Raw genomic sequence first — 24,240 nt, 5'->3', positions numbered from 1 at the left:
GTGGTTCGTCAGAACAGGCGTTCGCGGACGTAGACGGTATCGCCGGGCAGCAGCGGGTCGGAGGTGACCACGCGGCCGGTCATCACCTTGCCGTTGATGTCGCGGGTGATGTCGACGCTTTCCTGGTTGGCGCGCGGCGTGAAGCCGCCGGCAATGGCGATTGCCTTCTGCACAGTTAGGCCGGGGACATAGGAATATTGGCCGCCGGCACCCACTTCGCCCATGACGAAGATCGGCCGGTAGCGATCGATCTCGACCGATACGTCGGGATCGCGCAGATAGCCTTGCCGCAATTTGTCGGCGATTTGCTTTTCCAACTGCTGCGCGGTGTGGCCACGCGCCGCTATGGCGCCGACAAGCGGGAAGGAGAGGTACCCGGATTGGTCGACGCTGTAGGTGTTGGTCAACCCGTCCTGCTCGAACACTGTGACGCGGACGCGGTCGCCAGCGCCAAGACGATAGGGCTGATCAAGCACCTCGTGGAAGGCTGCCGGCGTCGGCCGATAGCTGGAACAGCCAGCAAGCATCGACACGGCAAGCAGAGCGCGAAACAGGGGAGCAGTGCTTTTCATGACCGGACAGGTACCTTCGACTTGCCGCTGCGGCGTCGCAGCAAACATCAGGGATCGGGTTCGTTATCATCCTGTTAGGGTTAATGACCGGTAAAGGGAGGGGCTGACGCATGGCGCATCGGCAAGAGTTTTTACGTTTTTTTGCAGGTTTGTTTTTCACTCGCCAGTAAACCCTAACGGAAACTTACCGTGTTCTTAACGGCTGAGTTACCATAGTTGTTTACGGTGCATCCTGACCCAGTATCGGAGTAGGGATGCATGTCCGTTCAGTCCGCGGCCGCAGATGTCGACGTCGATCTCAGGCAGCTCTTCGCCAGCCTGGGGAGGAACTGGTTGCGCATAGTCGTCGTCGTGCTGTCGGTGACAGGGCTGGCATTCGCTTTCGCTTCGTTGGCAACCCGCCACTACAAGGCCGAGACGCAGGTGGAGATCGCTCCACGCGAATCTGTCTACACGCGGCCGGCCAGCAACAACAATGACACCGACAAGCCAATTCTCGACGAACAGGGCGTCGCCACCCAGGTCCAGATAATTTCCTCCAACGAAATCCTCAAGCAGGTCGCACAAAAGCTTGGTCTGGAAAAATTGCCCGAGTTCGACGACGCGCTCGACATGTCGCCGTTGAGCCGCGCTCTGGTCCTCGTCGGCTTGAAAAGCGATCCGATGGAGATTCCGACGGAAGAACGCGTCCTTAAGAAAATGCACGAGAAGCTCAACGTCTATGGTGTCGAGAAGACCCGCATCATTGCCATTGAGTTCTCGTCGGAAGATCCCAAGCTCGCGGCCGCCATACCGGACGCCATTGCTGCCGCCTATATAGCGGGGCAAGGGGCGGCAAAGCTCGAATCCAACAACGCCGCTGCTGACTTTCTGGCACCGGAGATCGCCGACCTGTCGAAGCAGGTCAAGGATGCCGAGGCCAAGGTCGCCGCCTATCGCTCACAGTCCGATCTTCTGATGGGTGGCAACAATTCGGTGCTGGCCACCCAGCAGCTTTCGGAACTGTCGAGCGAACTGTCGAAAGTGCGCGCCAACCGCGCCGCTGCCGAAGCGACCGCTGACGGTGTGCGCAGGGCGCTGCAGACTGGCGGTTCGTTGGATGCCGTGCCGGAGGTTTTGTCGTCGGACCTGATCCAGCGCTTGCGCGAGCGACAGGTCGAATTGCGCTCCAACATCGCCGATCTGTCGACCACGTTGCTTGGCAATCATCCACGTATTCGCGCGCTGAAATCGCAACTGGCCGACCTCGACGCGCAGATCCGCAGCGAGGCCCAAAAGATCATGAAAGGCCTGTTGATGCAGGCCGAGACGGCCAAGGCCCGCGAGAACCAGCTTGTCGCCGACGTCAACACGTTGAAGGCGGCTTCGGCGCAAGCCGGCGAACAGCAGGTCGATCTCGACGCGCTGCAGCGCGACGCTACCGCCAAACGGCAGCAGCTCGAGCTGTATCTGGCCAACTATCGCGAAGCGGCTTCGCGCCAAGACCGCAACTATCTGCCGGTTGACGCCCGGATCGCCTCGAAGGCTTCGGTTCCCTCCGAGGCCTATTTCCCGAAGGTCGGACCTATCGTTGGCGCCGCTTTCGCCGCATCGCTGCTGATCATGGCCATCGTGACGCTTCTGCGGGAGCTGTTTTCCGGGCGTGCGATGCGTCCGGCGACCGGTTCCCGCTTCGAACGGATCGATGAGGTCGCGATGCCCCATGTGGCGCAGGCGTCTGACATGGTCGCAATGCCGGTTGTCCGCCAGGAACCCGCCGTCCTTCGCCCGGAGATGGGGAACCGCCCGGCTGCGGCGGAGGCCAAGCCCTACGCCACGATGCCCGCCATGGCCGAAGCGCCTGATATGGTCGCAATGGCCGAGGCAGCGGCAGCCAAGCAGACGGCTGTCGAGCCCGAACCGGTGCGTTCGACGCTGGGTGAGATCGACGTTGAGAAGGCTGCCGAAAAGCTGATCTCCAGCGGTGCCGCGCGCGCCATCTTCGTCTCGCCGGAGGGCGACGAGGCCGCCGCGTCCGCGGTCCTGGTGGCACGCGAGGTCGCCGACGCCGGCCTGCGCGTCCTGTTGCTGGATCTCACCGCGTCGGGAGCGGCCTCACGGCCGATGCTGGACAGTGGACTTTTCCCCGGCATCACGAACCTGCTCGCTTCGGAGGCGCAGTTCAGCGACGTCATCCACGCCGATCTCTACTCGGACTGTCACGTCATTCCCGTCGGCACCGCCGATCCGGTCCGCGCCATGCGCGCCGCCGACCGGCTGCCGATCATCATGCAGTCGCTGACAACGGCCTATGATCTGGTCGTGGTCGAATGCGGACCAGCCGACGCGCAAGGCATCAGCCGTCTGACCGGCGATGCCACCGAGGTCTTTCTCTCCATGCTGGAGTCGGACGACGACGTAACACAGGCCGCGGTCAAGCTGATCGAAAGCGGCTATCCCGACCTGACGCTGGTGACGCCGCTCGGCCACGAGCCGCCCGGCAATCCGGTGCCGGGACGGCGCACTGCCGCCTGAAGGAGTTCCTTGGCAAAGGCCGGTCCGGTCGCTATCCCAGTTCCAGCGTCGTCACGCCGAACAATCGTTGCAGGCCGAGTTTCGGGGGCGGGCCCTTGTACATGCGGGTGGTGGTGAAGGTCGGCACAAAACCGGCCGCATTGAGCGCTGCGATAAAGTCCAGTTTGGTGGCTGGAACGTCGATGCTCAGATCGCCGCCCTCGCAGGCACCAGCCAGTCGTTCCAGCAATTGCAGGGCGATTTTCATATCGTCGGCAAACAACGGACAGATCTTGAAGCCGGACCGACACCGCCGCGCTACGCCATAGCCGCTGGTACCACGCGAATTGATCGCCGCCAGCCCGTGATGCGGCGCCTGCAGCCATCGCTGCAGGAAGGCACGCCGGGGCGCGGGAAAGCAATGTGCGTCATAGGCGATGATGTCGGGCACGAGCTCTGTCGTCAACAACCGCAGTCCGTCGGCTCTGCCCGATGGGCCCACCTTGCGCCCGCTGTAGCGAGTGGTCTCGTAGGCCGGGCTGAAGCCCATGGCCCGGTAATTCGCCTGCTGCTCTGCGACGCCGTCGAGGCCGATGGTGCGGCCGGCAAGCCTTTTCATGCCGGCGTTCCACACCGCCTTGCCGTAGCCTTTGCCGCGCATGTCCGGCCGGCAGATGTAGAGGCCAATGAAGCCGAACTCGATTCCATAGGCCACCGCCGAGATTGCCGCGACCATTTCGTTGCCGACAAAGGCGCCGATGAAGCCTTCGGGATCCGCGGCCTGGAACATCGCCGCGTCTTCAAGGCCTGGGTTCCAGCCTTCCGCGGCCGCCCAGTCGACGAGAACAGCCAGCTCTTGCAGCGACAGCGTCCGGATGGTCGGCTTCATGGCGCTCACTCCGCAGCGGCTATTCCGGGTGAGAAGGATTTCAGCACACCACGATAGGGCTTGGCCAGCGGGCTTGCATAGGCGCCGCGCTTCGATGTCGACAGGCCGAGCGAGATCAGCGCCTCGGCCTGCTTGAGTGCTGCGCCGACGCCGTCGATCACCGGTAGTTGGAACTCCGCCTGTAGCCGGTGCGCAAGGTCGGCCATACCGGCGCAGCCGAGCACGATGGCCTCGGCGCGATCCTCCCCGATGGCTCGGGCGATTTCGTCGCGTAGTTTTCCGACCGCGCCAGATGCCGGGTCCTCCAGCGCAAGCACGGATATGTCCGCAGCGCGCACGCGGACGCGGCCCGCCATGCCGTAGCGCTGCACCAGCCCCTCGACAGGTACAAGCGAGCGTTCGGTGGTTGTCACGACGGTGAAGCGCTGGGCAATGAAAGCAGCGATGGAAAGCGCCGCCTCGCAGATACCGATGACAGGGATACTGGCCATGGCGCGTGCCGCATCCAGGCCGGTGTCGTCGAAACAGGCGATGATGGCCGCCTGCGCGCCGCGACGCTCGCCGGCAGCGATCTCCATCAGCAGGCCCGGCACGGCCAGCGCCTCGTCATAATAGCCTTCGATCGATACCGGTCCCATGGACGAAGTGACGGCAACCACCTCCGTCCAGGTACCGGCGACCGCGCGTGCTGCGGTGGCGATCGTCTCGGTCATGCTCGAGGTCGTGTTTGGGTTTACCACAAGTATCTGCACGGTCACGCTCTCGCCCGGCGGCGGCCGACATAGAGGATGGCGCCCAACGTCGCCAGGATCACCAGGAACGAAAACACCGTGGTCAGCGTGCCAAGCGCGTAGAGCACGGGCGTCGTGACATTGGTGGTCATGCCATAGATTTCGAGCGGCAGCGTGTTGAAGGTGCCTGAGGTCATCAGCGTACGCGCGAACTCGTCGTAGGACAGCGTGAAGCCGAACAGGCCAACGCCGATCAGGCTCGGCGCGATCATCGGCAGCACGACATGGGCGAAGGTCTGCCAGGAGGTGGCGCCGAGGTCGCGTGCGGCTTCCTCGTAGGCCGGCGAGAAGCGGTTGAAGACTGCAAACATGATCAGTACGCCGAACGGCAAGGTCCAGGTCAGATGCGCGCCGAAGGCGGACGTGTACCAGGCCGGACGAAAGCCGATCTGCTGGAAGACCACGCCGATGCCCAGTGAAATGATGATCGAGGGCACGACGAGGCTGGCGACAGCCAGGTAGAACAGCGCGGTAGCGCCCCGAAATTTCTGGCGGAAGGCAAGGCCCGCCAGCAGTGACACAACGACGGTGACGATCATCACCATGACGCCCAGCACCAGCGAGCGCTTGAAGCTGCCGCCGAAATCGCCGACCGCCTGGCGCTCGAACAGATTGGCGAACCAGTGCAGCGACACACCGTTGAGCGGGAAGGTGAGGCCGCCGGTCTCGCCCTGAAAGGAGAGAATCAGGATCGCTGACAGCGGGCCGTAGAGGAACAATACGAACAGCGTGAAGAAGACCGCCAGCACGTAGAAACCGACAGTGCGTTTTTCGGGGCTCACGTCAGAGCTCCTTGCGAATGTCGACAATGCGCAGGATGCCGGCGACCATCAGCAGCACCAGCACCAGCAGCACCACCGCATTGGCGGCGGCGGCCGGATACTGCAGCAGTGACATCTGGTTCTTCATCATCAGCGCAACGGAGGCGCTCTGGCCGCCCGACATCACCTGCACGGTTGAGAAGTCGGCCATGACAAGCGTGACGACGAAGATAGTGCCTATCGCCATGCCCGGCTTGGCCAGCGGAATGATGACGTTCCACAGCACCTGCCAGCCGGACGCGCCCGCGTCGCGCGCGGCCTCGACCAGCGAGCGGTCGATGCGCATCAGCGTGTTGAAGATCGGCGTCACCATGAACAGCGTGTAAAGATGAACCATGGCGAGCACGACCGCGAATTCGGAATAGAGCAACCATTCGATCGGTTTCGGCACCAGCCCCAGATGCACCAACGTCGAGTTGATCAGCCCGTTGCGGCCGAGCACCGGAATCCATGAGATCATGCGGATGATGTTGGAGGTCAGGAAAGGCACGGTGCAGACCAGGAACAGCACCATCTGCATGGCCGTGGTGCGGATGTGGAAGGCCAGGAAATAGGCGACCCAGAAGCCGATGAACAAGGTCAGCGCCCAGACGATGGCGGCGAATTTGATGGTGTTGAGATAGGTCTTCCAGGTAACCCACGAGCCCAGAACGTCGGAATAATTGGTGCTCAGGAAATCCGGATACATGGCGGCGAAGTCGTAATCCCAGAAGGACACGACGACGATCATGATTATGGGCAGGAGCAGGAATGCGCCGAGGATCAGCGCCAGTGGCGCCGATTGGAGATAGGGCGTGACCCCGCCGAACGCGAAGCGTCGTCGTCGGGCTGGTTTCGCGGCGGCGGCGATTGCGGGGCGGTCGAGCGCGACTGTCATTAATGCTCTCGGTGCAGGTTTGTGGTGCGGGCGCTGCGCGCCAATCCCTTCTCCCACAAGGGGAGAAGGGGAAGAGAAGGGGCGCTGACTAGATCAAGCCGCGATGAACTCGTTCCAGCGCTTCACCATGTAGCGGTCCTCGTCCATGACCGAGTTCCAGCAGGCGACCTTGCCCATGCGCTCCTCGAACGAGCCGCCGTCACGCACCGCGCCGGCCTTCTCCATGACTGTGCCGTCCGGTGCTTTGATCTCGCCCTTGGCTGGCTTGCCTTCGATCCAGTAGCCCCACTCGTCCTCGGTCATGAACTTCTTGGCCGAAACCATGTTGGCGGAGTAATAGCCCTGGCGGTTGAGATAGCCGCCGACCCAGCCCGACGTGTACCAGTTGATGTACTCGTAAGCAGCGTCGAGCTCGGCGCCCTTGAGGTGGGCGGCAAGACCGAGGCCGCCGCCCCATGAGCGGTAGCCCTCCTTGAGCGGCTGGAAGCGGCAGGCGATGCCCTTGGAGCGCACGGCGGCGACGGCGGGTGACCACATCGACTGGATGACGACTTCGCCCGACGCCATCAGATTGACGCTCTCGTCGAAGGACTTCCAGAAGGCGCGGAACTGGCCGGCCTGCTTGGCCTTGATCAGGAAGTCGATCGTTTTGTCGATCTCGTCCTTTGTCATGTTGCCCTTGTCGGCATATTTGATGTTGCCCGTGGCTTCCATGATCATCGCCGCATCCATGATGCCGATGGAGGGGATGTTGAGGATTGCGGTCTTGCCCTTGAAGGCCGGGTCCATGATATCGGCCCATGTGGTGATCTCGCGGCCGACGAGGTCGGGGCGGATGCCCAGCGTGTCGGCGTTGTAGATCGTCGGCACCATGGTGAACCAGTTGGTCGGTGCCTTGGCGAAGGTCTTTGAGTCCTGCGCGTCGACATACCCGACCGTGTGCGGCGCCGTGCCCTGCGCGATGACGCTGTCGGGCGTCAGCTTGCCGGTTTTGAACAGCGGCACCAGTTCGTCGTAGTACTTCAGTTTGCTGACGTCCATCGGCTGCAGGACGCCGCTCGGGAACACCTTCTTGCAGATCCAGTATTCGATGTCGGCGATGTCGTAACTGTCGGGCTGGGTCACTGCGCGTTGGGCGGCCGCGTCGGAATCTGTTGCCGTCATCTCCAGCGTGATACCGAGATCGGCCTTGCATTTGTCGGCGATGGCGTTGAGGTTCGACACGCCGGTGCCGAACTGGCGCAACGTGATGTTGGATTGCGCCCAAATTGTCGGAAAGCCTGATATGGCACCGGAGCCGGCGGCAAGGCCGACGGCAGCGGCACCCGTCTTGAGCAGCGAGCGGCGCGAGATGCCCGCCTTGGTTTGCGTAGTGTTTGTCATCCTATTCCCCTATCTTGTTTTGCTTGGTTGACGTCATGAATGCAGGCGGCCGAGGATGATGGCATCCTCGGAATCCCAGGCCAGCGGAACGGCGTTGCCAATGGCGACTGGCTTGGCGAAGAAGTCGGAATCGTCGACGATGACGGTGAAATCGTCGATGCCGGCGCCGGTGACCGACAGCTTCACCGTGGCGCCGCGATATTCGATGTTGGAGACGATGCCGGTGAAGCCGAGACCGGGCGAGGGCGCCTCGCCGATGCGCACATGGTCGGTGCGGATGGCGATGTCGATCGGCGCTCCCACGTCCCGTGGTTGGCCGCTGGCGGCAAGCGAGCCGCCGCCATTCACGTCGAAGGTGACCATGGCGCCGCGTTCGCCGGTGACCCGGCCGGAGATGACATTGTGGTCGCCCATGAAGCGGGCAACGAAGGCGGTGGCCGGGCGCTCGAATACGTCGCGCGGCGGCGCCGCCTGTTCGATGCGGCCGTCATTCATCACCACGATCAGGTCGGCGAGTGCCATCGCCTCCTCCTGGCTGTGGGTGACGTGGACGAAGGTGATGCCGAGTGACGTCTGCAGCTTTTTCAGCTCGGCCCGCATGCGGATCTTCAGGAACGGATCGAGCGCGGAAAGCGGCTCGTCGAGCAACAGCGCCTCGGGATCGGTGATCAGCGCGCGCGCCAGCGCAACGCGCTGCTGCTGGCCGCCGGAAAGCTGTGCGGGCCGGCGCGTCGCATAGGCCTCCATCTGCATCAGCTTCAGCATGTCGAGCGCCCTGGCACGACGCTTTTCCTTGTCGACGCCCTTCATCTTGAGGCTGAAGGCGACATTGTCGATGAGGTCGAGATGCGGGAAGAGCGCGTACGACTGGAACATCATCGCCGTGCCGCGCTTGGCCGGCGGCAAGTCCGTCACCACCACATTGCCGAGGCGGACGTCGCCGCTGGAAATGCTCTCATGGCCGGCGATCATGCGCAGCGTCGAGGTCTTGCCGCAGCCGGAAGGGCCGAGCAAGCAGCAATAGGTGCCGGCCGGGATCTTGAGGCTGATACCCTCGACGGCGGTCGTCGTTCCATAGACTTTCGAAACGGACACAATGTCGATTTCGGCGGCTTTGGACATCAAGCATTCCCCGTTTGGTCGTGTTAATCAAAGCATCATGCATGCCAATCGCCATGCTGCCGACCAAGCATTTGAATTGTCGGGGAAATCAGGATTTTCGGGTGTCGCCTATCAAACGGGCGTTTTGTGCGTTGCATAAATTATGGGCGATTGTCTGCGATCTATACACAAATCGTATGCAATCTTTTTTGTCTTCGTGTCCACTTTGCCTCTCGTGCTGACGTCGAGAGTCGCGTTAGAAGGGGACGGAAAGAATTGCCGCCATGAACTTTGCCGACCAGATCTATTCCGCCACCGACAGTGCCACGCAGGATCGTGCCCAGGCGATCCGCGACCAGCTACGCGACGCCATCGTCGACCGCCGGCTGGCGCCGGGCACCAAACTGTCGGAAGGCGAGGTCGGCACGCTGTTCGACGTCTCCCGTACGGTGGCACGCGCGGCGCTGCAGATGCTGTCCTTCGAAGGGCTGGTGCGCACCGAGCGAAACCGTGGCGCCTTCGTCGCCAACCCATCGCCAGAGGAGGCGCGCCAGGTGTTCGCCTCGCGCCGGCTGATCGAACCGGGCATCGCCATCGCCGCCTGCGGCCGCGTCACCGCTGCCGACATCGCTGCATTCAAGGCGCAGCTCGACGAGGAGGGCCGCTTCATTGCCGAGCGTGGGCCGAATGCGCGGCGTTCCGAAATCAGGGCGTCGGGCGATTTCCACTTGCTGCTCGCCGCCGTCGCCGGCAATGCCATCCTGCAGCGCTTCATGGAGGAGCTGGTGGCGCGCTCGTCACTGGTCATCGCGCTTTACGGGCGGTCTGGCATATCCGCCTGTGGGCACAGCGAACACACGGAAATTGTCGGCGCGCTGGGGAGCGGAGATTGCGGGCGGGCGAGCCTGCTGATGCTGCACCACCTCGATCATATCGAGGCCGATCTGGATTTGCGCGTCAGGGCCGGCCCGGCGCTGAGGGAGGCCCTCGATTTCTGAGAGCTAGCTGTCGTCTTCGCCGGCAGTGGATGCCGCCTGTCCCGCCGCCTTGCGGCGCAGCATCTTGGTCAGTTTCCAGATCGTCGGGCTGTTCTTGATGAAGGCTTTCAGCCGCGCGCCTTGCCTGAGCGTCAGCGCCAGCACGCGGCCCTTCAGGGTCAGTGGTATCAGCACTTCGAAATGTTGGGTCTCGATATCGCACCACAGCCGCTTGTAGGCTTCGTCGCCGACGGAGAAATCATAGACCTCGAAGCCGGTCGCGCAGGCTTCCTGGATGTTGTCGAAGAACAGGAAGTCGCCGGGGCTGGTATGGCCGAGGTCGTCGTCGGCGATCGCGCCGAACTCGCAGATCAGGCGCTTGCCCGAGCGGCTCGATCCGGTGACAGCGCGCAACTTGCCGGCAACCTCTAGCCCGTGCAACACGAAAGAAGGTAGGTCTTCCGCGAGCGCTTGCGTGAAAAGCGCGCGAAAGAAGCTGCGCACCAACTCGTCACCGAAGACGTTGGTGATGCCCATCTTGCGGAAGCGGAATTCCTTCATCTCGAAAAAGGCATCGAGCAGCCTTGCGACCTCGTCGGCCGTGCGCGCCTCGATCCGGCGATGGCTGCCGACGGCTTCGAATTTCCGGATCTGCGAACGGTGCTTCTTGCGTTTGCGTTTGCCGCTGGCGCGAGAAAGCAGCGCATCGAAGCCTCCGACAAGGTCGACGGCCAGCGACAGATTGGGGCTGGCAAAATGGTCAAGCGAGGCGAGGGGATTGGCGACGCCGTCAAGATTGGGCAGCAATCGTTCCAGCGCGACGAGATCGATGTCCGGACGTTCCTTGGTAATGGCCGCCAGCATCGATCGGACGGCCCGGATATCCGCTTTGGTCAGCCAGCCCGGGTCCGCGGCGACGAAGTTGCCATTGGCGTGGCGACCTCCCATGAAGCGGGCGACACGGAACGGACCGCTGGCGGTGACCTCCAGCGCCAGCGAAAAAACCGGCTTGCCGTCGGCGCTCAATGTCGCGACGAGCAAATCCGACCCGACCTGCGCAGCCCAGTTCAGGACCCAGGCAGCACTTTGCGCCGGCCCAAACAGGGCCGAGCGGCAGAACCCGGCATAGGCCGCGAGCCCGTCCGCCGACACCACCGAAATGGAGAAGCCAGCATGGTCCTGCGGCAAGGCGCGCGGCGACGCCTCGGTCGCCGCAAGCCGATTGCCGTCAAATGACGCGGTTGCGTCAACCATACCTCAATCCTTAGGGCATATTGATCGCGATTTGGGGCTTCGCGCAGGCGCGTTCCGTGCTTGGATCAGCCTAGGCGCAAAAGGTGAATGAATGATCGACGGCGGGGAGGCAATCCGGAAACTGGCGCTGAACGTCGCCCGCTATACCGGCCTTGCACCGCTGGCCAAGCCGTTCGTCGGCGGCATTGGCGCCATCCTGATGCTGCACCGCGTCACCGCGACGCCGGAAAAGCCGCACAGCGTCAACCGCCATTTGAACATCGCGCCCGGCTTCCTCGATGCCGTGATCGCCGACATGAAGGCGAGCGGCTATGCCTTCGTCTCCATGGACGAAGCCGTCGAGCGCATCAAGGTGGGCGGCAAAGGTGGCCAGTTCGCCACCATCACCGCCGACGACGCCTATCGCGACAACATGACCGAGGCGCTGCCGTTACTGGAGAAGCACGGTGCACCGATCACCATCTATGTCGCGCCCGGGCTGATCAACGGCACCGCCGACCTGTGGTGGGATGTGGTCGAGGACATCGTCAACGCGCGCAATAGTCTCACTTTGATGCGACCGAACGGTCCGATGACGATCGATTGCTCGACACCTGCGAAGAAACTGCAGGCCAATGCACGCCTGCATGCCTATCTCACCTCCGAAGTCCGTGAGGAGGATCTGCAAGCGGTGCTGCGCGACCTGGCTCGCTCAAATGGCGTTGATGCCGACGGCCCGCGCTTGCGGACATTGATGAACTGGGACGAAATCCGCAGCATCGCCGCGCATCCGCTGGTGACGATCGGCGCTCATACGATCAACCACAGCAATCTGAAGCGGCTTTCAGAAGCCGACGCCCGTCAGGAGACCGGCGCCGTGCGCGCGATGTTGCAGGCAGAACTGGGCGAAAAGCCCGGCCATTTCGCCTACCCCTATGGCTATGCAAGTGCTGTTGGCTGTCGCGAAGTCCGCTTTGCCCGCGACTCGGGTTATGCATCCGCCGTGACGACACGCCACGGTGTGCTGCGCGCCGAACATGCCGGGTTCCTGCATGCCTTGCCGCGCATTTCAGTCAACGGCCGCTACCAGAGCCTCGCACATATCCGCACCATGCTGTCGGGCGTGACGACGCCGCTGGCCAATGCAGGGAAGATGCTCGTTACCATCTGACGGTGGCGGGTTCCGCTTAGCGCTTGATCCGCGGCTCCAGCATTAGCCATTTGATGATGCCCATCGCCGGCAGCACCCAGAGCAAGCCGCTGAGCAGGAAGAACAGGAAGTGCACCCATGGGCCCGACTCCGACAGCCGGGCGACCGCGAAGATCGATGCGACCAGCGCATAAATGATGACGAGCGCGATCAGCAGAAACATTCCAATCAGCTTTTTCAGCCGCAGGGGCATGGTTAGTCTCCTGTCGAGGATGCCGGCAACTCGGACAAGGGACCGGGCAAACTCAGAGTGTTGGCCTCGCATAGGCCCTGGCGCGAAGCTGTGCAACCGGTGAGACGCGGCGCGACGGCGTGCCGCGCTGCATGGCCTTGCCAGCACGAGTGCGATGGTCCACCAATCCGCCAAACCAACCTGCCGGGACAAGACCATGGCTGCCATACCAGCTGCCGAGCCATTTGTGGCCCGCGACCGCGACCTCCACAATCGGGCCCTGCTGCGCGGCTGGCTCTATGTGGTGGTGCTGGTGCTGTTTGCGCTGGTGCTGGTCGGCGGCGCCACCAGGCTGACCGATTCCGGCCTGTCGATCACGCAATGGAAGCCGATCCATGGCATCATCCCGCCTCTCAACGACGCCGAGTGGCAAGAGGAATTCCAGCTCTATCGGCAGATCCCGCAATATGCCGAGCTCAACAAGGGCATGAGCATCGAGGCGTTCAAGTCGATCTTCTGGTGGGAATGGGCGCACCGCATCCTGGCGCGCAGCGTCGGCCTGGTCTTTGCCTTGCCGCTGCTGTTTTTTTGGGCGACGCGCCGCATCGAGCGCGGCCTGGGGACGAAACTTTTGGGCATTCTCTTCCTCGGCGGCCTGCAGGGCGCCATCGGCTGGTGGATGGTGGCCTCCGGCCTGGTCGAACGGGTCTCCGTCAGCCAATACCGTCTGGCCACCCACTTGACGCTCGCGGCGCTGATCTTCACAGCGACCATGGTTGTGGCGCGGGGCCTTGCGCCGCATTCCGAGCCTGCCGCCGACCGGTCGACGCAGAGGCTGGCCGGTTTCATCGTGCTTCTGGCGCTGGTTCAGATCTATCTCGGCGGGCTGGTCGCCGGGCTCGACGCCGGCTTGAGCTACAACACCTGGCCGCTGATGGACGGCAAGATCATCCCGGGCGATCTCTTGCTGCTCGAACCGGCATGGCGCAACTTCTTCGAGAATCCGAAGACGGTGCAGTTCGTCCATCGGCTCGGCGCCTACACGGTGTTCGTCGTGGCCTTGTGGCACATGATCGCCACGCGCCGGCGGCTGCCAGGCTCAACACACGCTCGCCGTGCGACGCTGCTGTTTTTGGCCGTGCTGGTCCAGGCTTCGATTGGCATCGGCACGCTGCTGATGCATGTGCCGCTGCATATGGCGCTGGCGCATCAGGGATTTGCGCTCATCGTGCTGGGGTTTGCATCAGCGCATTGGCGTGGCACCAAGGGCGCCTATCCGTTGCCGCACGAAATCGCGCTCAGGAACTGATTCCGAGCCGGTCGGCCACTCACATCCAGAATTCGTTTGAACGGATCGTCTTCTCGCCGTCAAATTCCGCCTGACGCAACGCCCCGGCGCAGGGCGGATTGATTTGGCCGTGGCGATCAGAAGCTTGCCCGCACCGACCGGACTGGCGCGTCCATCAAAGGCCGAGCATCAGGTCCATGTTCTGGACGGCGGCACCCGAGGCACCCTTGCCGAGATTGTCATAGACCGCCAGCAGCAGCGCCTGCGCCCGTTTGTCGTTGGCGAAGACGTAGACCTTCATCCGGTTGGTGCCGTTGTAGATCTCCGGATCGATCTCCGGCATGCGCTCCGAATGCGCGTAGGGCGCCACCTCGACAACGCCGCCTTCGATCGCGGCGAAATGGTCGGCAATCGCCGCATGCAGCTCCGCACCCGTCGGCACATGATCGAGACCGCCAAGCTGCAATGGCACCACGGTGATCATACCCTGCGCGAAATTGCCGACCGCCGGCTGCATGATCGGATCATGAGACAGCTTGGCGTAGGCCCTGAGTTCCGGCACGTGCTTATGCTGCAAGGTGAGGCCATAAGGCAGGAATTCCGAGGCGTCCTCGCCCTTGGCGACATAGTCCTCGATCATCGGCCGTCCGCCGCCCGAGTAGCCCGAAATGCCATTGACGGTGATCGGGAAATCGGCGGGCAGCAGACCAGCGGTGACCAGCGGCCGCAGCGTGGCGATCGGCCCTTGCGGCCAGCAGCCGGGGTTGGCGACGCGCTTTGCCGAGGCAATTGTCTTCGCCTGCGTCTTGTCCATCTCGGCGAAACCATACGCCCAGCCTTCCGCCACGCGATGCGCGGTCGACGCATCGATGACCTTGGTAGTGTCGTTGGCGATAAGCGACACGCTCTCCTTCGCCGCATCGTCGGGCAGGCACAGGATCGCGACATCGGCGGCATTGAGGAACTCGGCGCGCGCAGCCGTTTCCTTGCGACGCTCGGCGGGAACCGAGATGATTTCCAGGTCGCCGCGCTCGGCAAGCAGCGCCCGGATCTGCAGACCGGTAGTGCCGTGTTCGCCGTCGATGAAGATTTTCGGTTTCATGGACTGATCAAATTCCCTGTTAATTCAAGACTATATGTCCTGTCCTTGATTCACTGCGGCACCCTGGTGGCTGCCGTTGTTGCTCAGCTCTTCAAGCCTTGCCTTTCGCTCCGCCAGCAGGCCGAGATATTGCATGGCCACCATCGAGCCGGCGATCGCCGTTATATCGGCGTGATCATAGGCCGGCGCAACCTCTACGACATCGGCGCCTACAATATCGATCTGGTTGAGCTGACGCAGCGTCGAAAGGATCTTCGCCGAGGACGGTCCGCCGGCTACCGGCGTGCCTGTTCCCGGCGCATAGGCCGGATCGAGACAGTCGATATCGAAGGTGAGATAGGTCTTCTTGCCGCCGGTGCGGTCGACGATGGCGTAGGCGATATCGGACGCCCGCATTTCCTCGATTTCATGGCCATGGAGGATCTTGATGCCGAACGTGTCGGGCGCGTGGGTGCGGATCCCGATCTGGATCGAGCGGTCTGGATCGATGATTCCTTCCTTCACGGCGCGGCCGACGAAGGATCCGTGATCGATGCGCTTGCCATCATCCGGCCAGGTGTCCTGATGCGCGTCGAACTGCACCAGGGCGAGCGGACCGTGGATGGCGGCATGCGCCTTGAGCAATGGCCAGGTGACGAAATGGTCGCCGCCGAGCGTCAGCAGGAAGGCGCCTGATTTGAGGATCTTCGCCGCCTCGCGCTCGATCGTGCCGGGCGTCTTCTGGTGGTTGCCTGAGTCGAGCAGGCAATCGCCATAGTCGACGACCGCCAGATGCTCGAACAGATCACGTGAAAACGGGTATTGCGGGTCGTTGTCGAGGATCGCCGAGGCGCGGCGTATAGCCTGCGGCCCGAAACGAGCGCCAGGCCGGTTGGTCACCGCGGCGTCGAACGGAATGCCCCACACCACCGCGTCAGCGCCCTTCACGTCCTTGGTGTATTTACGCCGCATGAACGACAGCGCGCCGGAATAGGTCGGCTCGAACGCGGCGCCCATTTTGGAACGGGCGGTGAAGGCGTTGTCGATGTTGTTGTTCGCCATTGCGGATCCTCGTTTTCATCGGGGTGCAACAACTACAGAAGCGGCAGGGAAGATACCAGTCACAGCTTGGCGAGACGGAATGGTGCTGCGCGAGTGCCACTCCAAGACAGGATTTGTCGCCTTGCGGGCCTGATTTCAGCATGATTCCATTGCAGGGGCGCGACAGGTCCTCGCCAGGACCGACTGGGCCCTCGCCGAGATCGTGATGAGGGCGGTTATCGTGCTTTTCGTCTCCCTGGCGGGCGACAATGATTTCGGTATCGCGGCACCGCTGGGTCACCTCGATCGAGGGGTTGCCCGCAAAGGTCGTCATGGCCGACGCGGCCTACGATGCCAAATACCCGATCGACAAGTGTCCACTCATCCTAGGGCCTGCATCAGGTCGTTGATAATGTCCTGAGGATGCTCAAGTCCCACGGACATTCGTAGCAATCCGGCTGGCGCCTTGGCGCATCGATAATTTCCTCGCTACGGCGCAGTTGCAAATTCACGTCGGTCATTATATTGACCGCAATAGGTGAGCCGAGGCGCTAAGTCAATATAATGACCGATGTTACGACAGCGATGGATTCCGAGCAGGTGCTTGGCAAAGCGATAGCGGTTCGAATCCGAGACTTGAGGCGCGACCAAAATCTGACCCTGGATCGACTGGCAAAACTGAGCGGGTTGTCCAAGGGAACCGTCGTCTCGCTGGAGCAAGGCAAGGCGAACCCCAGTATCGGCATACTTTGCCGACTGGCGGCGGCGTTTTCGCTCTCCGTGGCCGATTTGCTGAATGACGATGCTTCCACAGTTCGCCTCCCTATTGAGCGGACAGAGACGAGGACGCTTTGGACAAGCGCCAAAGGAAGCTTTGCACAACTTCATTCATCGACCTCGGGACGCACGATGTTCGAATTGTGGAGCTGGGTCATTATGCCGGGCGACGTGTTTTCCGCAGATGCTCATAGTCCAGATACGCGCGAGCTGATCTCGGTGACTCAGGGGTCCCTGAGTGTCGTGGTGGGTAGCCACGCAGTAATTTTGAGCCAGGGCGAGAGTGCGCGGCTTGTCACTGATCAACCGCACACATACGCGGCGGCATCTGATGTGCCCGCCCACTTCTCGATGGCCGTCCTTGAGCGTGGTGGACAGCGAGATGCGGGGCGCTCGTCGACCGCAACGAAGATGCCCGGGCCCGTTCCGTAAGATTTCGCCGATCACTAACAGCCGCCACTCACGACAGGAGAAATACCGTTGTACGTTCCGCCCCATTTTGCCGTTCCCGATCAGAACGCCCAGTTCGACCTTATCGAGAGACACCCGCTCGGTATCCTGGTCACCCAAAGCAAAGGCATCCTCGACGCGAACCACGTCCCCTTCGAGCTCGACCGCTCGAAGGGAGACAAGGGCGTCCTCAATTGTCATGTTGCCCGCAAGAATCCAGTCTGGCAGGAAGTCGCCAATGGCGATGAAGTCCTCGTTATCTTCCGTGCGGCCGACGCTTACATCTCGCCGAACTGGTATCCAAGCAAGCACGAACTCCACAAGCAGGTGCCGACGTGGAACTATCTCGTCGTCCACGCCCACGGACGCATCACTGTCCGGGATGATGAGCGATATGTGCGCCGTAACGTGGCGAAGCTCACTCATATGCAGGAAGCCTCGCAGCCTGCCCCGTGGAAGATGGGCGACGCGCCGAGGGACTTCATTGACACGATGGTTGAGGCGATCGTCGCTCTGGAGATCGAGATCACCGGCCTGGTTGGGAAATCAAAACTCAGCCAGAACAAAGAGGTGCGCGATATTCAGAACGCTGGTGAAATGCTGAATGCCCAAGGCGTCAATGGGATGGGAGAAGCGATGCTCGCGGCTGCGGCGGCCAAATCCCAATAGCATCAGTCTTGTCCCGACAGGTGGCCCTGAGAGACAAATGCTTCGGCTCGCGGGGAACGCGACCTGCATTCGTCGTCATGGCCGACGCGGGCTAAGATGCCGATCTGTTGCGCCGCAAATACCCGATCGACAAGCGCCGCTATGCCCAACGTCACCTGATCGAATGTCGCTTTTCCCAGGCTCAAGCAGTTTCGACGCCCTCGCCACACAATTCGAGAAACTATCTTGCCATCGTCACATCGCGGCAACCGTCCTCTGGATTCAGACAAGTGTCCACGCATCCTAGCGGCTGCGTTCACCTCCCTGTCACGGGCATCGCTTATCTCGATTTCGTCCCGGCAAGGAGCGATTCTCGATGCGGACCATCTGGCTCAGCCCGTTCTTTTTCTCGGCACTTGCGGTCTTCTCTGGCCAGGCATTGGCCGGTGAGACCCGCGCCAGCCAGATTCTCGACCGCTTCGACCATGCCAACCAGTGGCGCGACCACGTGATGGTGGCCGCGCATCGCGCCGGCAGCATGCAGGCCGGCAAGACGCTTTATGCGGAAAACTCGATTGCCGCCGTCGAGGGCTCGATCGCCATGGGCGCTGAGATCGTCGAGGTCGACATCCGGCGTTCGAAGGGCGGTGAGTTCGTCGTCATGCATGACAGCTGGCTCGATCGCACCACGACCTGCAAGGGCGAGGTGGTCAAATACACGCTGGCCGAACTCAGGACCTGTAGGCTGGTGATCGAAGGCACCCGCATCGTTACCGGTGAAACGGTCTCGACGCTGCGTGAGATGCTGACGGCAACGCGAGACAGGATTCTCATCAACCTCGACAACAAGCTCGACGTCGGAGACCTCTCGGGCATGATTGCGGTCGCTCGCGATCTCGGCATGGCCGAGCAGGTCATCGTCAAGGAGAACCTGTGGAACCAGAACAGGATTTCCACGGTCAAGGCCGCCATGAGCGCCATCGACGGCGGCTTTCAGTTCATGCCGATCATCGCCGACGACGCGGTGCATAATGCCGGTTTCGCCGAAACGGTCGACCGCGCCTTGTCGCCGCGCGCGATCGAGTTGATCAACTGGCGGGCGGGCGCTGAGACGCTGACCGAGACCGGCGGACCGCTGTTCAGCACGCGAATGCGCGCGGCTGCCGTACGTGGCAACTGGCACATCTGGGCCGACACCTACGCCATCGTCAACAAGCCGGGCGGCTTCCTTGCCGGCGGCCGCGGCGATGAACTGGCAGTCCAGGCTAGCCTGCCGCGCGAAGCCTGGGGCTTCTGGGCCGATCACGGCGCCACTATCATCCAGACCGATGAGCCGAAGGCAGCCATCGGCTGGCTGGCGGCGAACGGTTTTCGCGTGCCTTATGCCATCGAGGCGCGGCCGGTTGAGCCGGCGAACACGGCGAGTATCAATTAGTTAGAACGCTGGCGCCGCACCCCACCCGGCGCTCCGCGCCGACCTCCCCATCGAGGGAGGTAGAAGGTCACGGCAGATTCCCACCCATCGAGTGTCTCGCAAGGCCTGGCAAGTGCTGGAGCGCGCCACCCTACCTCCCCTTGATGGGCAGGTAGGCGCGAAGCGCCGGGTGGGTGACTGCCGAGCCCTAACTGGAAGGCCTTGCTCCCCAGTGGGTCCCACCCTCAAGCAGCCATCGCTATGCCATCCAATTCGCTCAGCACGTTGTCCGAAAGCACCAGTTCGCCAGCCGCTAGGTTCTCCCTGAGATGCCCGACTGAAGATGTGCCGGGGATCAGCAGGATATTGGGGGCGCGACGCAGCAGCCATGCGAGCGCGACCTGCATGGGCGTGGCGCCGACGCGCTTCGCCACATCGGACAGCGTCGAAGACTGCAGCGGGTTGAAGCCGCCGAGCGGAAAAAACGGCACATAGGCGATGCCGTCGCGGGCGAGGTCGTCGATCAGGGCGTCGTCGCCGCGATGCGCCAGATTGTACTGGTTCTGCACACAGACGATCTCGGCGATCCGGCGTCCTTGCGCGATCTGCGCAGCCGTCACGTTGCTCAGTCCGATATGCCTGACCAGGCCCTTTCGTTGAAGCTCAGCCAGCACGGTGAGCGGCGCTTCGATCGACCCTTCGGCGGGGCCATGGGTGTCGAACATGATGCGCAAATTGACCACATCGAGCACTTCGAGCCCGAGATTGCCTAGATTGTCGTGTACCGCCTGGGTCAGGGCTTCGGGAGAAAAGGCCGGCAGCCATGAACCATCCGCACCGCGGCGGGCGCCGATCTTGGTGACGATGACGAGATCACTGGGGTAGGGTGCCAGCGCCTCACGGATGAGCCGGTTGGTGACGTGCGGACCATAGAAGTCGCTGGTGTCGATGTGGTCGACGCCTTGTGCAACCGCTTCGCGCAGCACGGCCAACGCCGCGTCATGATCCTTGGGCGGCCCGAACACGCCGGGCCCGGCGAGCTGCATGGCGCCGTAGCCGAGCCGCTTCACGGTATGGCTGCCAAGGGTGAAGGTGCCGGCCTGTTGAATATTGGACATGATTGATCTCCTTTGAGGAGGCAGAGATAGTCACTGCTCGATCCGGTGATAATCGGGTACAATTCACACAGGCTGTGCGGAATTGCGAACAATGATGGACCTCAGTGATCTGAACGCTTTCGTGGCGGTGGCGCGCGCCGGCGGCTTCCGCGACGGCGCGGGTGCCAGCGGCGGCAGTGCCTCCGGCTTGAGCGAGGCGGTGCGTCGCCTCGAGACGCAGCTGGGTGTCAGGCTGTTCAACCGAACCACGCGCAGCGTTGTCCCGACCGAGGCCGGCCTCAGCTTGCTGGAACGGCTTGGCCCGGCGCTGTCGGAGGTGGAGGCGGCGCTGGACGTGGTGAACGGGTTTCGCGACAGGCCGGCGGGCTCGTTGCGGCTCAACGTTCCGGTGAGTGCGGCGCGGCTGATATTGCCCGACATCGTCCCGGGTTTCCTTGCCGCCTATCCCGGTATCCGGCTGGAGGTGATCGCCGACGAGAACTTTGTCGACGTGCTGGCGGCAGGGTGCGACGCCGGTATCCGCTATGACGAGCGGCTGGAGCAGGACATGATCGCGGTGCCTATCGGGCCGCGCGTGCAGCGTTTCGCCACCGCCGCCAGCCCTGCCTATCTCGATCGCCATGGACGGCCGGAACACCCGAGCGACCTGCTTGGACATTCCTGCGTGCGCGGCCGCTTTGCCAGCGGTGCGATGCTGCCATGGGAATTCGAGCGCGACGGCGAGGTGGTCCGGGTCGATCCGACGGGGCCTTTGATCGTGCGGATCGGCGGGCGACTGACCTTGCCGTCGATGCGGCCATCGCCGGCACCGGCATCATCGGCCTCTTCGAGGGCTGGCTTCGCCCTTACTTCGGTAGCGGTGCGCTTGAGCCCATTCTCGAACCGTGGTGGCCGAGTTTTTCCGGACCGTTTCTGTATTATCCCGGCCGGCGCCTGGTGCCGGCTCCGTTGCGGGCGTTCATCGATTTCATCAGGGCCGGCAAGTCCTGAGCTGTCGTGACGCCAAAGGCATGGATGGGGTGATTGGTGAGCCGCAAACAAAAAGGCCGCCCGGAGGCGGCCTTTCGATTGTCTGAAGCGGCGGTGCGATTAGCGCTTCGAGAACTGGAAGCTGCGGCGGGCCTTCGCCTTGCCGTACTTCTTGCGCTCGACGACGCGGCTGTCGCGGGTCAGGAAGCCGCCCTTCTTGAGCACGGCGCGCAGCGTCGGCTCGTAGTAGGTCAGCGCCTTGGAGATGCCGTGGCGCACGGCGCCGGCCTGGCCGGAGAGGCCGCCGCCGACGACGGTGGCGACGATGTCGTACTGGCCCGAACGGTTCGAGGCGATGATCGGCTGGTTGAGGATCATCTGCAGGACCGGGCGCGCGAAATAGGTCGCGAATTCCTTGTCGTTGACGATGATCTTGCCCGAGCCGGGCTTCACCCAGACACGCGCAATGGCGTTCTTGCGCTTGCCGGTGGCATAGGCGCGGCCCGACTTGTCGAGCTTCTGGACGTGGACGGGGGCCGCGGCTTGCGTATTGGTGTTGCCGGTGGCGGCGCCCAGTTCTGCGAGCGAGGAAAGCTCAGCCATCTTATGCGACCTTCTTGTTCTTGGAATTCAGCTTGGCCACGTCGAGAACCTGGGGCTGCTGGGCGACATGCGGATGCTCGGCACCTGCATAGACGCGCAGGTTCTTCATCTGGCGACGGCCGAGTGGGCCACGCGGCACCATGCGCTCAACGGCCTTCTCAACGACACGCTCGGGGAAACGGCCCTCGAGCAGCTGGCGCGCGGTGCGCTCCTTGATGCCGCCGGGGTGGCCGGTGTGCCAGTAATAGACCTTGTCGGTGAACTTCTTGCCGGTGAACACCACCTTGTCGGCATTGATGACGATGACGTTGTCGCCGTCATCGACATGCGGGGTGAAGGTCGGCTTGTGCTTGCCGCGAAGATGATTGGCGATGACAGTGGCCAGACGACCGACGACGAGACCTTCGGCGTCGATCAGGATCCACTTCTTCACCACATCCGCAGGCTTCTGCGAAAAGGTTGTCATGTTTTCTGCTTTCGGTTCGGACCTTCACGAGGGAAGGCGTTTCTTGTTGCTTGGATTGGCGAAAAGCGCTTGCCCGCCGCCAACAACAAAACGGCGGCCTTTGCGGGCCGCTGCTTCGTGAGGGGCTTATAGGCGAGGGTGGTTGTGGCGTCAAGGCATAGGAAAAGCAGGTTTGTACGCAAAAAGCAGCAAAAACAATCGCTTAGCAAAAAGGTATTATTTTACCACATCGAAATGGTTCGACAGGAACGGGACCGAGACAAGGTGGCTGCCTTCTGCCAAGGCGGCGGTGAATTGGGATCGACTCGGTAGCGCGTCGCCTATCCCGGTCCAATGTGACGCCTCTACGTCGTACGACAGACCGTAAGGACAAAAAGTTCTCGGTAACAGAAGTCGGGCTGGTCGAGCAGCTCGCCCGGATTTTGGCCCAGGCGCTGCCAATAGCTCCGGTCGGCCTGGCTGAGGTCGTAAGTGGTTGAAACGGATGCGAAGTAAGCCAGGAGATCGGCGACATAAGCGCGCGTGCAAGACGAAACGGGCGCCCAGCGCTCCACGAGCCAACCCTTACGCCACAAAGGTGTGATGCCGACGGCTCGAAGGCGAGCGGGCAGCGTCGATCCGCAATCCGTTCCCAATACCCCCTTGTCGCGGAATGCCTGCAGGCGGATCGCCATGAAACGCGAGAGAACGCCCCGGTCGATCGGCAGGATATGCAACAGGGTCGAGTCGAAGTCCTTGATGGCAAGCGTCCCGCCGGGCTTCAGGACACGGCAAGCTTCCCGGACCGCTTGGACGAACTCGGCGGGGGTCAGGTATTGCATGACGTTGGCCGACCAGACGCAGTCGAAGGAAGCGTCGATAAAGGGCAATTCCAGAACGTTGCCAGTTTGGGCGTGGATTGTCGGCTCCTGGCCAAGGTCCGGTATCCAGCCCTTCACCCGCGCGATGTTCTCGGGTGCCATGTCGATCACATCGATCGTTCCGCTCGGCCCTACCAAGTCACGCAGGACAGGCAAGAAGCTGCCGCTGCCGCAGCCAGCGTCCAGAACCGCCCAACCCGGCTGAATGCCTATCGCACGCAGCGCCTGTTCATATTCAGGACGCGACGACTCGAAGTGCAAGTCAAGCCACCCCGCATCGCTGGCTTCGTGTCCCGTAGAGGTGGAGTTCGTTGCCAAGGGCTCAGTCTCTCTGGTTCCGACCGTGGATGCTGGCCAAGATTAGTCGGTTGCTTGCCCGGCGGAAAGCTTTCTTGTTACCCCGGTCCGACTGCTCTTGCCCAAACCAAGGACCATAATGTCATCCTGCTGCGCCGTGTCCTCGCACCGGCACTATGTGTTACGCTTCGGCGGGATCGAATAGGTACCGGTGGCGTGAGCCACCGTGTGGCCTTCCGGGCCGGCAACCATGTCGATGTCGAACACCATCAGGCTCTTTCCGAGCTTCAGGATGCGGCAGTGACCATCGATCGGTCCGGCCTCGGCCTTGCGGACGAAATTGATGTTGAGATTGGTGGTCACCGAGAGCGCATCCGGTCCGGCATGCGACAGCACGCAGACATACCCACCAATGTCGGCCAGCGTGAACAGGGAGGGGCCGGATACCGTGCCGCCGGGACGCAGATGCCGCTCGCCGGCATTGAGCCGCACAATACAGCCGCCTGGGAACACGTCGATCGCCTCGTAATATCTAAACTGCTCGTTGAGTTGCGGATAGACGGTCTCCATCAGCGCGTTGATTTGTTGTGCGGTCAGTACCGGCTTGAGATTGGAATGGGCGGGCATGTCGGCCTCTCGTTTCGCGCATGCCTGTATGAGCGCAGCGCGGCATTTCTGGCAACCTTCGTCCCTTGGTGCAAGCGATCGG

Annotated in this window: 22 protein-coding genes and 2 pseudogenes; 8 read left to right on the top strand and 16 right to left on the bottom strand. The window is 62.5% G+C overall.

Annotated features, from left to right (window positions below):
• Window positions 1-8: 8 nt before the first annotated feature.
• Window positions 9-572, bottom strand: coding sequence for a polysaccharide biosynthesis/export family protein (locus NKH57_RS15555; protein WP_352945247.1), 564 nt, complete (start codon window positions 570-572; stop codon window positions 9-11).
• 258 nt (window positions 573-830) lie between these two features.
• Between NKH57_RS15555 and NKH57_RS15550 the strand changes: the two genes are divergently transcribed.
• A complete protein-coding gene (locus NKH57_RS15550) occupies window positions 831-3,086 on the top strand; it encodes a GumC family protein (RefSeq protein WP_352945245.1) in 2,256 nt (751 codons plus the stop codon).
• A 31-nt stretch (window positions 3,087-3,117) separates the two neighbouring features.
• On the opposite strand, the gene NKH57_RS15545 is transcribed toward NKH57_RS15550, so the two are convergent.
• The 6 genes and pseudogenes from NKH57_RS15545 to NKH57_RS15520 form a co-directional block, all read right to left on the bottom strand.
• The gene (locus tag NKH57_RS15545; RefSeq protein WP_352945243.1) at window positions 3,118-3,954 is read right to left on the bottom strand and encodes a GNAT family N-acetyltransferase; all 837 of its coding nucleotides are present in this window, start codon (window positions 3,952-3,954) and stop codon (window positions 3,118-3,120) included.
• Between the two features lie 5 nt (window positions 3,955-3,959).
• Complete coding sequence (locus tag NKH57_RS15540; protein WP_352945241.1) at window positions 3,960-4,706, bottom strand: aspartate/glutamate racemase family protein; 747 nt, start codon at window positions 4,704-4,706, stop codon at window positions 3,960-3,962.
• A gap of 2 nt (window positions 4,707-4,708) precedes the next feature.
• Window positions 4,709-5,527 (bottom strand): ABC transporter permease, encoded by an 819-nt coding sequence (locus NKH57_RS15535; protein ID WP_352945239.1) that lies wholly within the window; start codon window positions 5,525-5,527, stop codon window positions 4,709-4,711.
• Between the two features lies 1 nt (window position 5,528).
• Window positions 5,529-6,356 (bottom strand): annotated as a pseudogene (locus tag NKH57_RS15530) (ABC transporter permease); the annotation flags it as partial.
• 180 nt (window positions 6,357-6,536) lie between these two features.
• Window positions 6,537-7,826 (bottom strand): ABC transporter substrate-binding protein, encoded by a 1,290-nt coding sequence (locus NKH57_RS15525; RefSeq protein ID WP_352945237.1) that lies wholly within the window; start codon window positions 7,824-7,826, stop codon window positions 6,537-6,539.
• A gap of 33 nt (window positions 7,827-7,859) precedes the next feature.
• Complete coding sequence (locus NKH57_RS15520; protein ID WP_352945235.1) at window positions 7,860-8,948, bottom strand: ABC transporter ATP-binding protein; 1,089 nt, start codon at window positions 8,946-8,948, stop codon at window positions 7,860-7,862.
• 263 nt (window positions 8,949-9,211) lie between these two features.
• Between NKH57_RS15520 and NKH57_RS15515 the strand changes: the two genes are divergently transcribed.
• Window positions 9,212-9,925 carry a GntR family transcriptional regulator gene (locus tag NKH57_RS15515; RefSeq protein ID WP_352730531.1) on the top strand — a complete coding sequence of 238 codons (714 nt, stop codon included), beginning with the start codon at window positions 9,212-9,214 and terminating at the stop codon, window positions 9,923-9,925.
• 3 nt (window positions 9,926-9,928) lie between these two features.
• Here NKH57_RS15515 and NKH57_RS15510 read toward each other — a convergent pair whose 3' ends face one another.
• Window positions 9,929-11,158: a GNAT family N-acetyltransferase gene (locus NKH57_RS15510; RefSeq protein WP_352945233.1), complete on the bottom strand. Its 1,230-nt coding sequence runs from the start codon at window positions 11,156-11,158 to the stop codon at window positions 9,929-9,931.
• A 91-nt stretch (window positions 11,159-11,249) separates the two neighbouring features.
• Here NKH57_RS15510 and NKH57_RS15505 point away from each other — a divergent pair, with 91 nt between their 5' ends.
• Window positions 11,250-12,308, top strand: a complete 1,059-nt coding sequence (locus NKH57_RS15505) for a polysaccharide deacetylase family protein (RefSeq protein ID WP_352945231.1) — start codon at window positions 11,250-11,252, stop codon at window positions 12,306-12,308.
• 16 nt (window positions 12,309-12,324) lie between these two features.
• Here the strand turns inward: NKH57_RS15505 and NKH57_RS15500 are convergent, their stop codons facing one another.
• Entirely contained in the window at window positions 12,325-12,540 is a 216-nt protein-coding gene (locus NKH57_RS15500) for a DUF2842 domain-containing protein (RefSeq protein WP_352605272.1), read from the bottom strand.
• Window positions 12,541-12,736: 196 nt separating this feature from the next.
• Between NKH57_RS15500 and NKH57_RS15495 the strand changes: the two genes are divergently transcribed.
• The gene (locus NKH57_RS15495) at window positions 12,737-13,828 is read left to right on the top strand and encodes a COX15/CtaA family protein (protein WP_352945229.1); all 1,092 of its coding nucleotides are present in this window, start codon (window positions 12,737-12,739) and stop codon (window positions 13,826-13,828) included.
• A gap of 154 nt (window positions 13,829-13,982) precedes the next feature.
• On the opposite strand, the gene argC is transcribed toward NKH57_RS15495, so the two are convergent.
• Complete coding sequence (argC, locus tag NKH57_RS15490) at window positions 13,983-14,909, bottom strand: N-acetyl-gamma-glutamyl-phosphate reductase (protein ID WP_352605275.1); 927 nt, start codon at window positions 14,907-14,909, stop codon at window positions 13,983-13,985.
• Between the two features lie 30 nt (window positions 14,910-14,939).
• Window positions 14,940-15,950 (bottom strand): agmatinase, encoded by a 1,011-nt coding sequence (gene speB / locus NKH57_RS15485; protein WP_023759860.1) that lies wholly within the window; start codon window positions 15,948-15,950, stop codon window positions 14,940-14,942.
• Between the two features lie 543 nt (window positions 15,951-16,493).
• Here speB and NKH57_RS15480 point away from each other — a divergent pair.
• The 3 genes from NKH57_RS15480 (at window position 16,494) to NKH57_RS15470 (ending at window position 19,239) form a co-directional block, all read left to right on the top strand.
• Window positions 16,494-17,138: a helix-turn-helix domain-containing protein gene (locus NKH57_RS15480; RefSeq protein WP_352945226.1), complete on the top strand. Its 645-nt coding sequence runs from the start codon at window positions 16,494-16,496 to the stop codon at window positions 17,136-17,138.
• A gap of 48 nt (window positions 17,139-17,186) precedes the next feature.
• Window positions 17,187-17,825, top strand: a complete 639-nt coding sequence (locus NKH57_RS15475; protein WP_352945224.1) for an FMN-binding negative transcriptional regulator — start codon at window positions 17,187-17,189, stop codon at window positions 17,823-17,825.
• Between the two features lie 355 nt (window positions 17,826-18,180).
• Complete coding sequence (locus tag NKH57_RS15470) at window positions 18,181-19,239, top strand: glycerophosphodiester phosphodiesterase family protein (protein ID WP_352945222.1); 1,059 nt, start codon at window positions 18,181-18,183, stop codon at window positions 19,237-19,239.
• Window positions 19,240-19,463: 224 nt separating this feature from the next.
• Here the strand turns inward: NKH57_RS15470 and NKH57_RS15465 are convergent, their stop codons facing one another.
• Complete coding sequence (locus tag NKH57_RS15465; RefSeq protein ID WP_352945220.1) at window positions 19,464-20,336, bottom strand: aldo/keto reductase family oxidoreductase; 873 nt, start codon at window positions 20,334-20,336, stop codon at window positions 19,464-19,466.
• Window positions 20,337-20,427: 91 nt separating this feature from the next.
• Between NKH57_RS15465 and NKH57_RS15460 the strand changes: the two are divergent.
• Window positions 20,428-21,326 (top strand): annotated as a pseudogene (locus NKH57_RS15460) (LysR family transcriptional regulator).
• A gap of 99 nt (window positions 21,327-21,425) precedes the next feature.
• Here NKH57_RS15460 and rpsI read toward each other — a convergent pair.
• The 4 genes from rpsI to NKH57_RS15440 form a co-directional block, all read right to left on the bottom strand.
• The gene (gene rpsI / locus NKH57_RS15455; RefSeq protein WP_023759854.1) at window positions 21,426-21,908 is read right to left on the bottom strand and encodes a 30S ribosomal protein S9; all 483 of its coding nucleotides are present in this window, start codon (window positions 21,906-21,908) and stop codon (window positions 21,426-21,428) included.
• 1 nt (window position 21,909) lies between these two features.
• A complete protein-coding gene (rplM, locus tag NKH57_RS15450) occupies window positions 21,910-22,374 on the bottom strand; it encodes a 50S ribosomal protein L13 (protein WP_023759853.1) in 465 nt (154 codons plus the stop codon).
• Between the two features lie 344 nt (window positions 22,375-22,718).
• Window positions 22,719-23,552, bottom strand: coding sequence for a class I SAM-dependent methyltransferase (locus NKH57_RS15445; RefSeq protein WP_352605288.1), 834 nt, complete (start codon window positions 23,550-23,552; stop codon window positions 22,719-22,721).
• A gap of 153 nt (window positions 23,553-23,705) precedes the next feature.
• Window positions 23,706-24,158, bottom strand: coding sequence for a PaaI family thioesterase (locus NKH57_RS15440; protein WP_352605290.1), 453 nt, complete (start codon window positions 24,156-24,158; stop codon window positions 23,706-23,708).
• Window positions 24,159-24,240 lie beyond the last annotated feature (82 nt).

This window comes from Mesorhizobium sp. M1050 (assembly GCF_040318715.1).
GTDB lineage: Bacteria > Pseudomonadota > Alphaproteobacteria > Rhizobiales > Rhizobiaceae > Mesorhizobium.
This window is presented reverse-complemented; position numbering and strand designations above follow the sequence as displayed.

Excerpts from the sequence above, each read along its gene's own strand:
- NKH57_RS15555 (WP_352945247.1), bottom strand. The coding sequence starts at position 572 with ATGAAAAGCACTGCTCCCCTGTTTCGCGCTCTGCTTGCCGTGTCGATG.
- NKH57_RS15440 (WP_352605290.1), bottom strand. The coding sequence starts at position 24,158 with ATGCCCGCCCATTCCAATCTCAAGCCGGTACTGACCGCACAACAAATC.
- speB (WP_023759860.1), bottom strand. The coding sequence starts at position 15,950 with ATGGCGAACAACAACATCGACAACGCCTTCACCGCCCGTTCCAAAATG.
- rplM (WP_023759853.1), bottom strand. The coding sequence starts at position 22,374 with ATGACAACCTTTTCGCAGAAGCCTGCGGATGTGGTGAAGAAGTGGATC.
- NKH57_RS15505 (WP_352945231.1), top strand. The coding sequence starts at position 11,250 with ATGATCGACGGCGGGGAGGCAATCCGGAAACTGGCGCTGAACGTCGCC.
- NKH57_RS15550 (WP_352945245.1), top strand. The coding sequence starts at position 831 with ATGTCCGTTCAGTCCGCGGCCGCAGATGTCGACGTCGATCTCAGGCAG.
- NKH57_RS15545 (WP_352945243.1), bottom strand. The coding sequence starts at position 3,954 with ATGAAGCCGACCATCCGGACGCTGTCGCTGCAAGAGCTGGCTGTTCTC.
- NKH57_RS15500 (WP_352605272.1), bottom strand. The coding sequence starts at position 12,540 with ATGCCCCTGCGGCTGAAAAAGCTGATTGGAATGTTTCTGCTGATCGCG.
- argC (WP_352605275.1), bottom strand. The coding sequence starts at position 14,909 with ATGAAACCGAAAATCTTCATCGACGGCGAACACGGCACTACCGGTCTG.
- NKH57_RS15525 (WP_352945237.1), bottom strand. The coding sequence starts at position 7,826 with ATGACAAACACTACGCAAACCAAGGCGGGCATCTCGCGCCGCTCGCTG.
- NKH57_RS15510 (WP_352945233.1), bottom strand. The coding sequence starts at position 11,158 with ATGGTTGACGCAACCGCGTCATTTGACGGCAATCGGCTTGCGGCGACC.
- NKH57_RS15515 (WP_352730531.1), top strand. The coding sequence starts at position 9,212 with ATGAACTTTGCCGACCAGATCTATTCCGCCACCGACAGTGCCACGCAG.
- NKH57_RS15520 (WP_352945235.1), bottom strand. The coding sequence starts at position 8,948 with ATGTCCAAAGCCGCCGAAATCGACATTGTGTCCGTTTCGAAAGTCTAT.
- NKH57_RS15465 (WP_352945220.1), bottom strand. The coding sequence starts at position 20,336 with ATGTCCAATATTCAACAGGCCGGCACCTTCACCCTTGGCAGCCATACC.
- NKH57_RS15480 (WP_352945226.1), top strand. The coding sequence starts at position 16,494 with ATGACCGATGTTACGACAGCGATGGATTCCGAGCAGGTGCTTGGCAAA.
- NKH57_RS15470 (WP_352945222.1), top strand. The coding sequence starts at position 18,181 with ATGCGGACCATCTGGCTCAGCCCGTTCTTTTTCTCGGCACTTGCGGTC.
- rpsI (WP_023759854.1), bottom strand. The coding sequence starts at position 21,908 with ATGGCTGAGCTTTCCTCGCTCGCAGAACTGGGCGCCGCCACCGGCAAC.
- NKH57_RS15495 (WP_352945229.1), top strand. The coding sequence starts at position 12,737 with ATGGCTGCCATACCAGCTGCCGAGCCATTTGTGGCCCGCGACCGCGAC.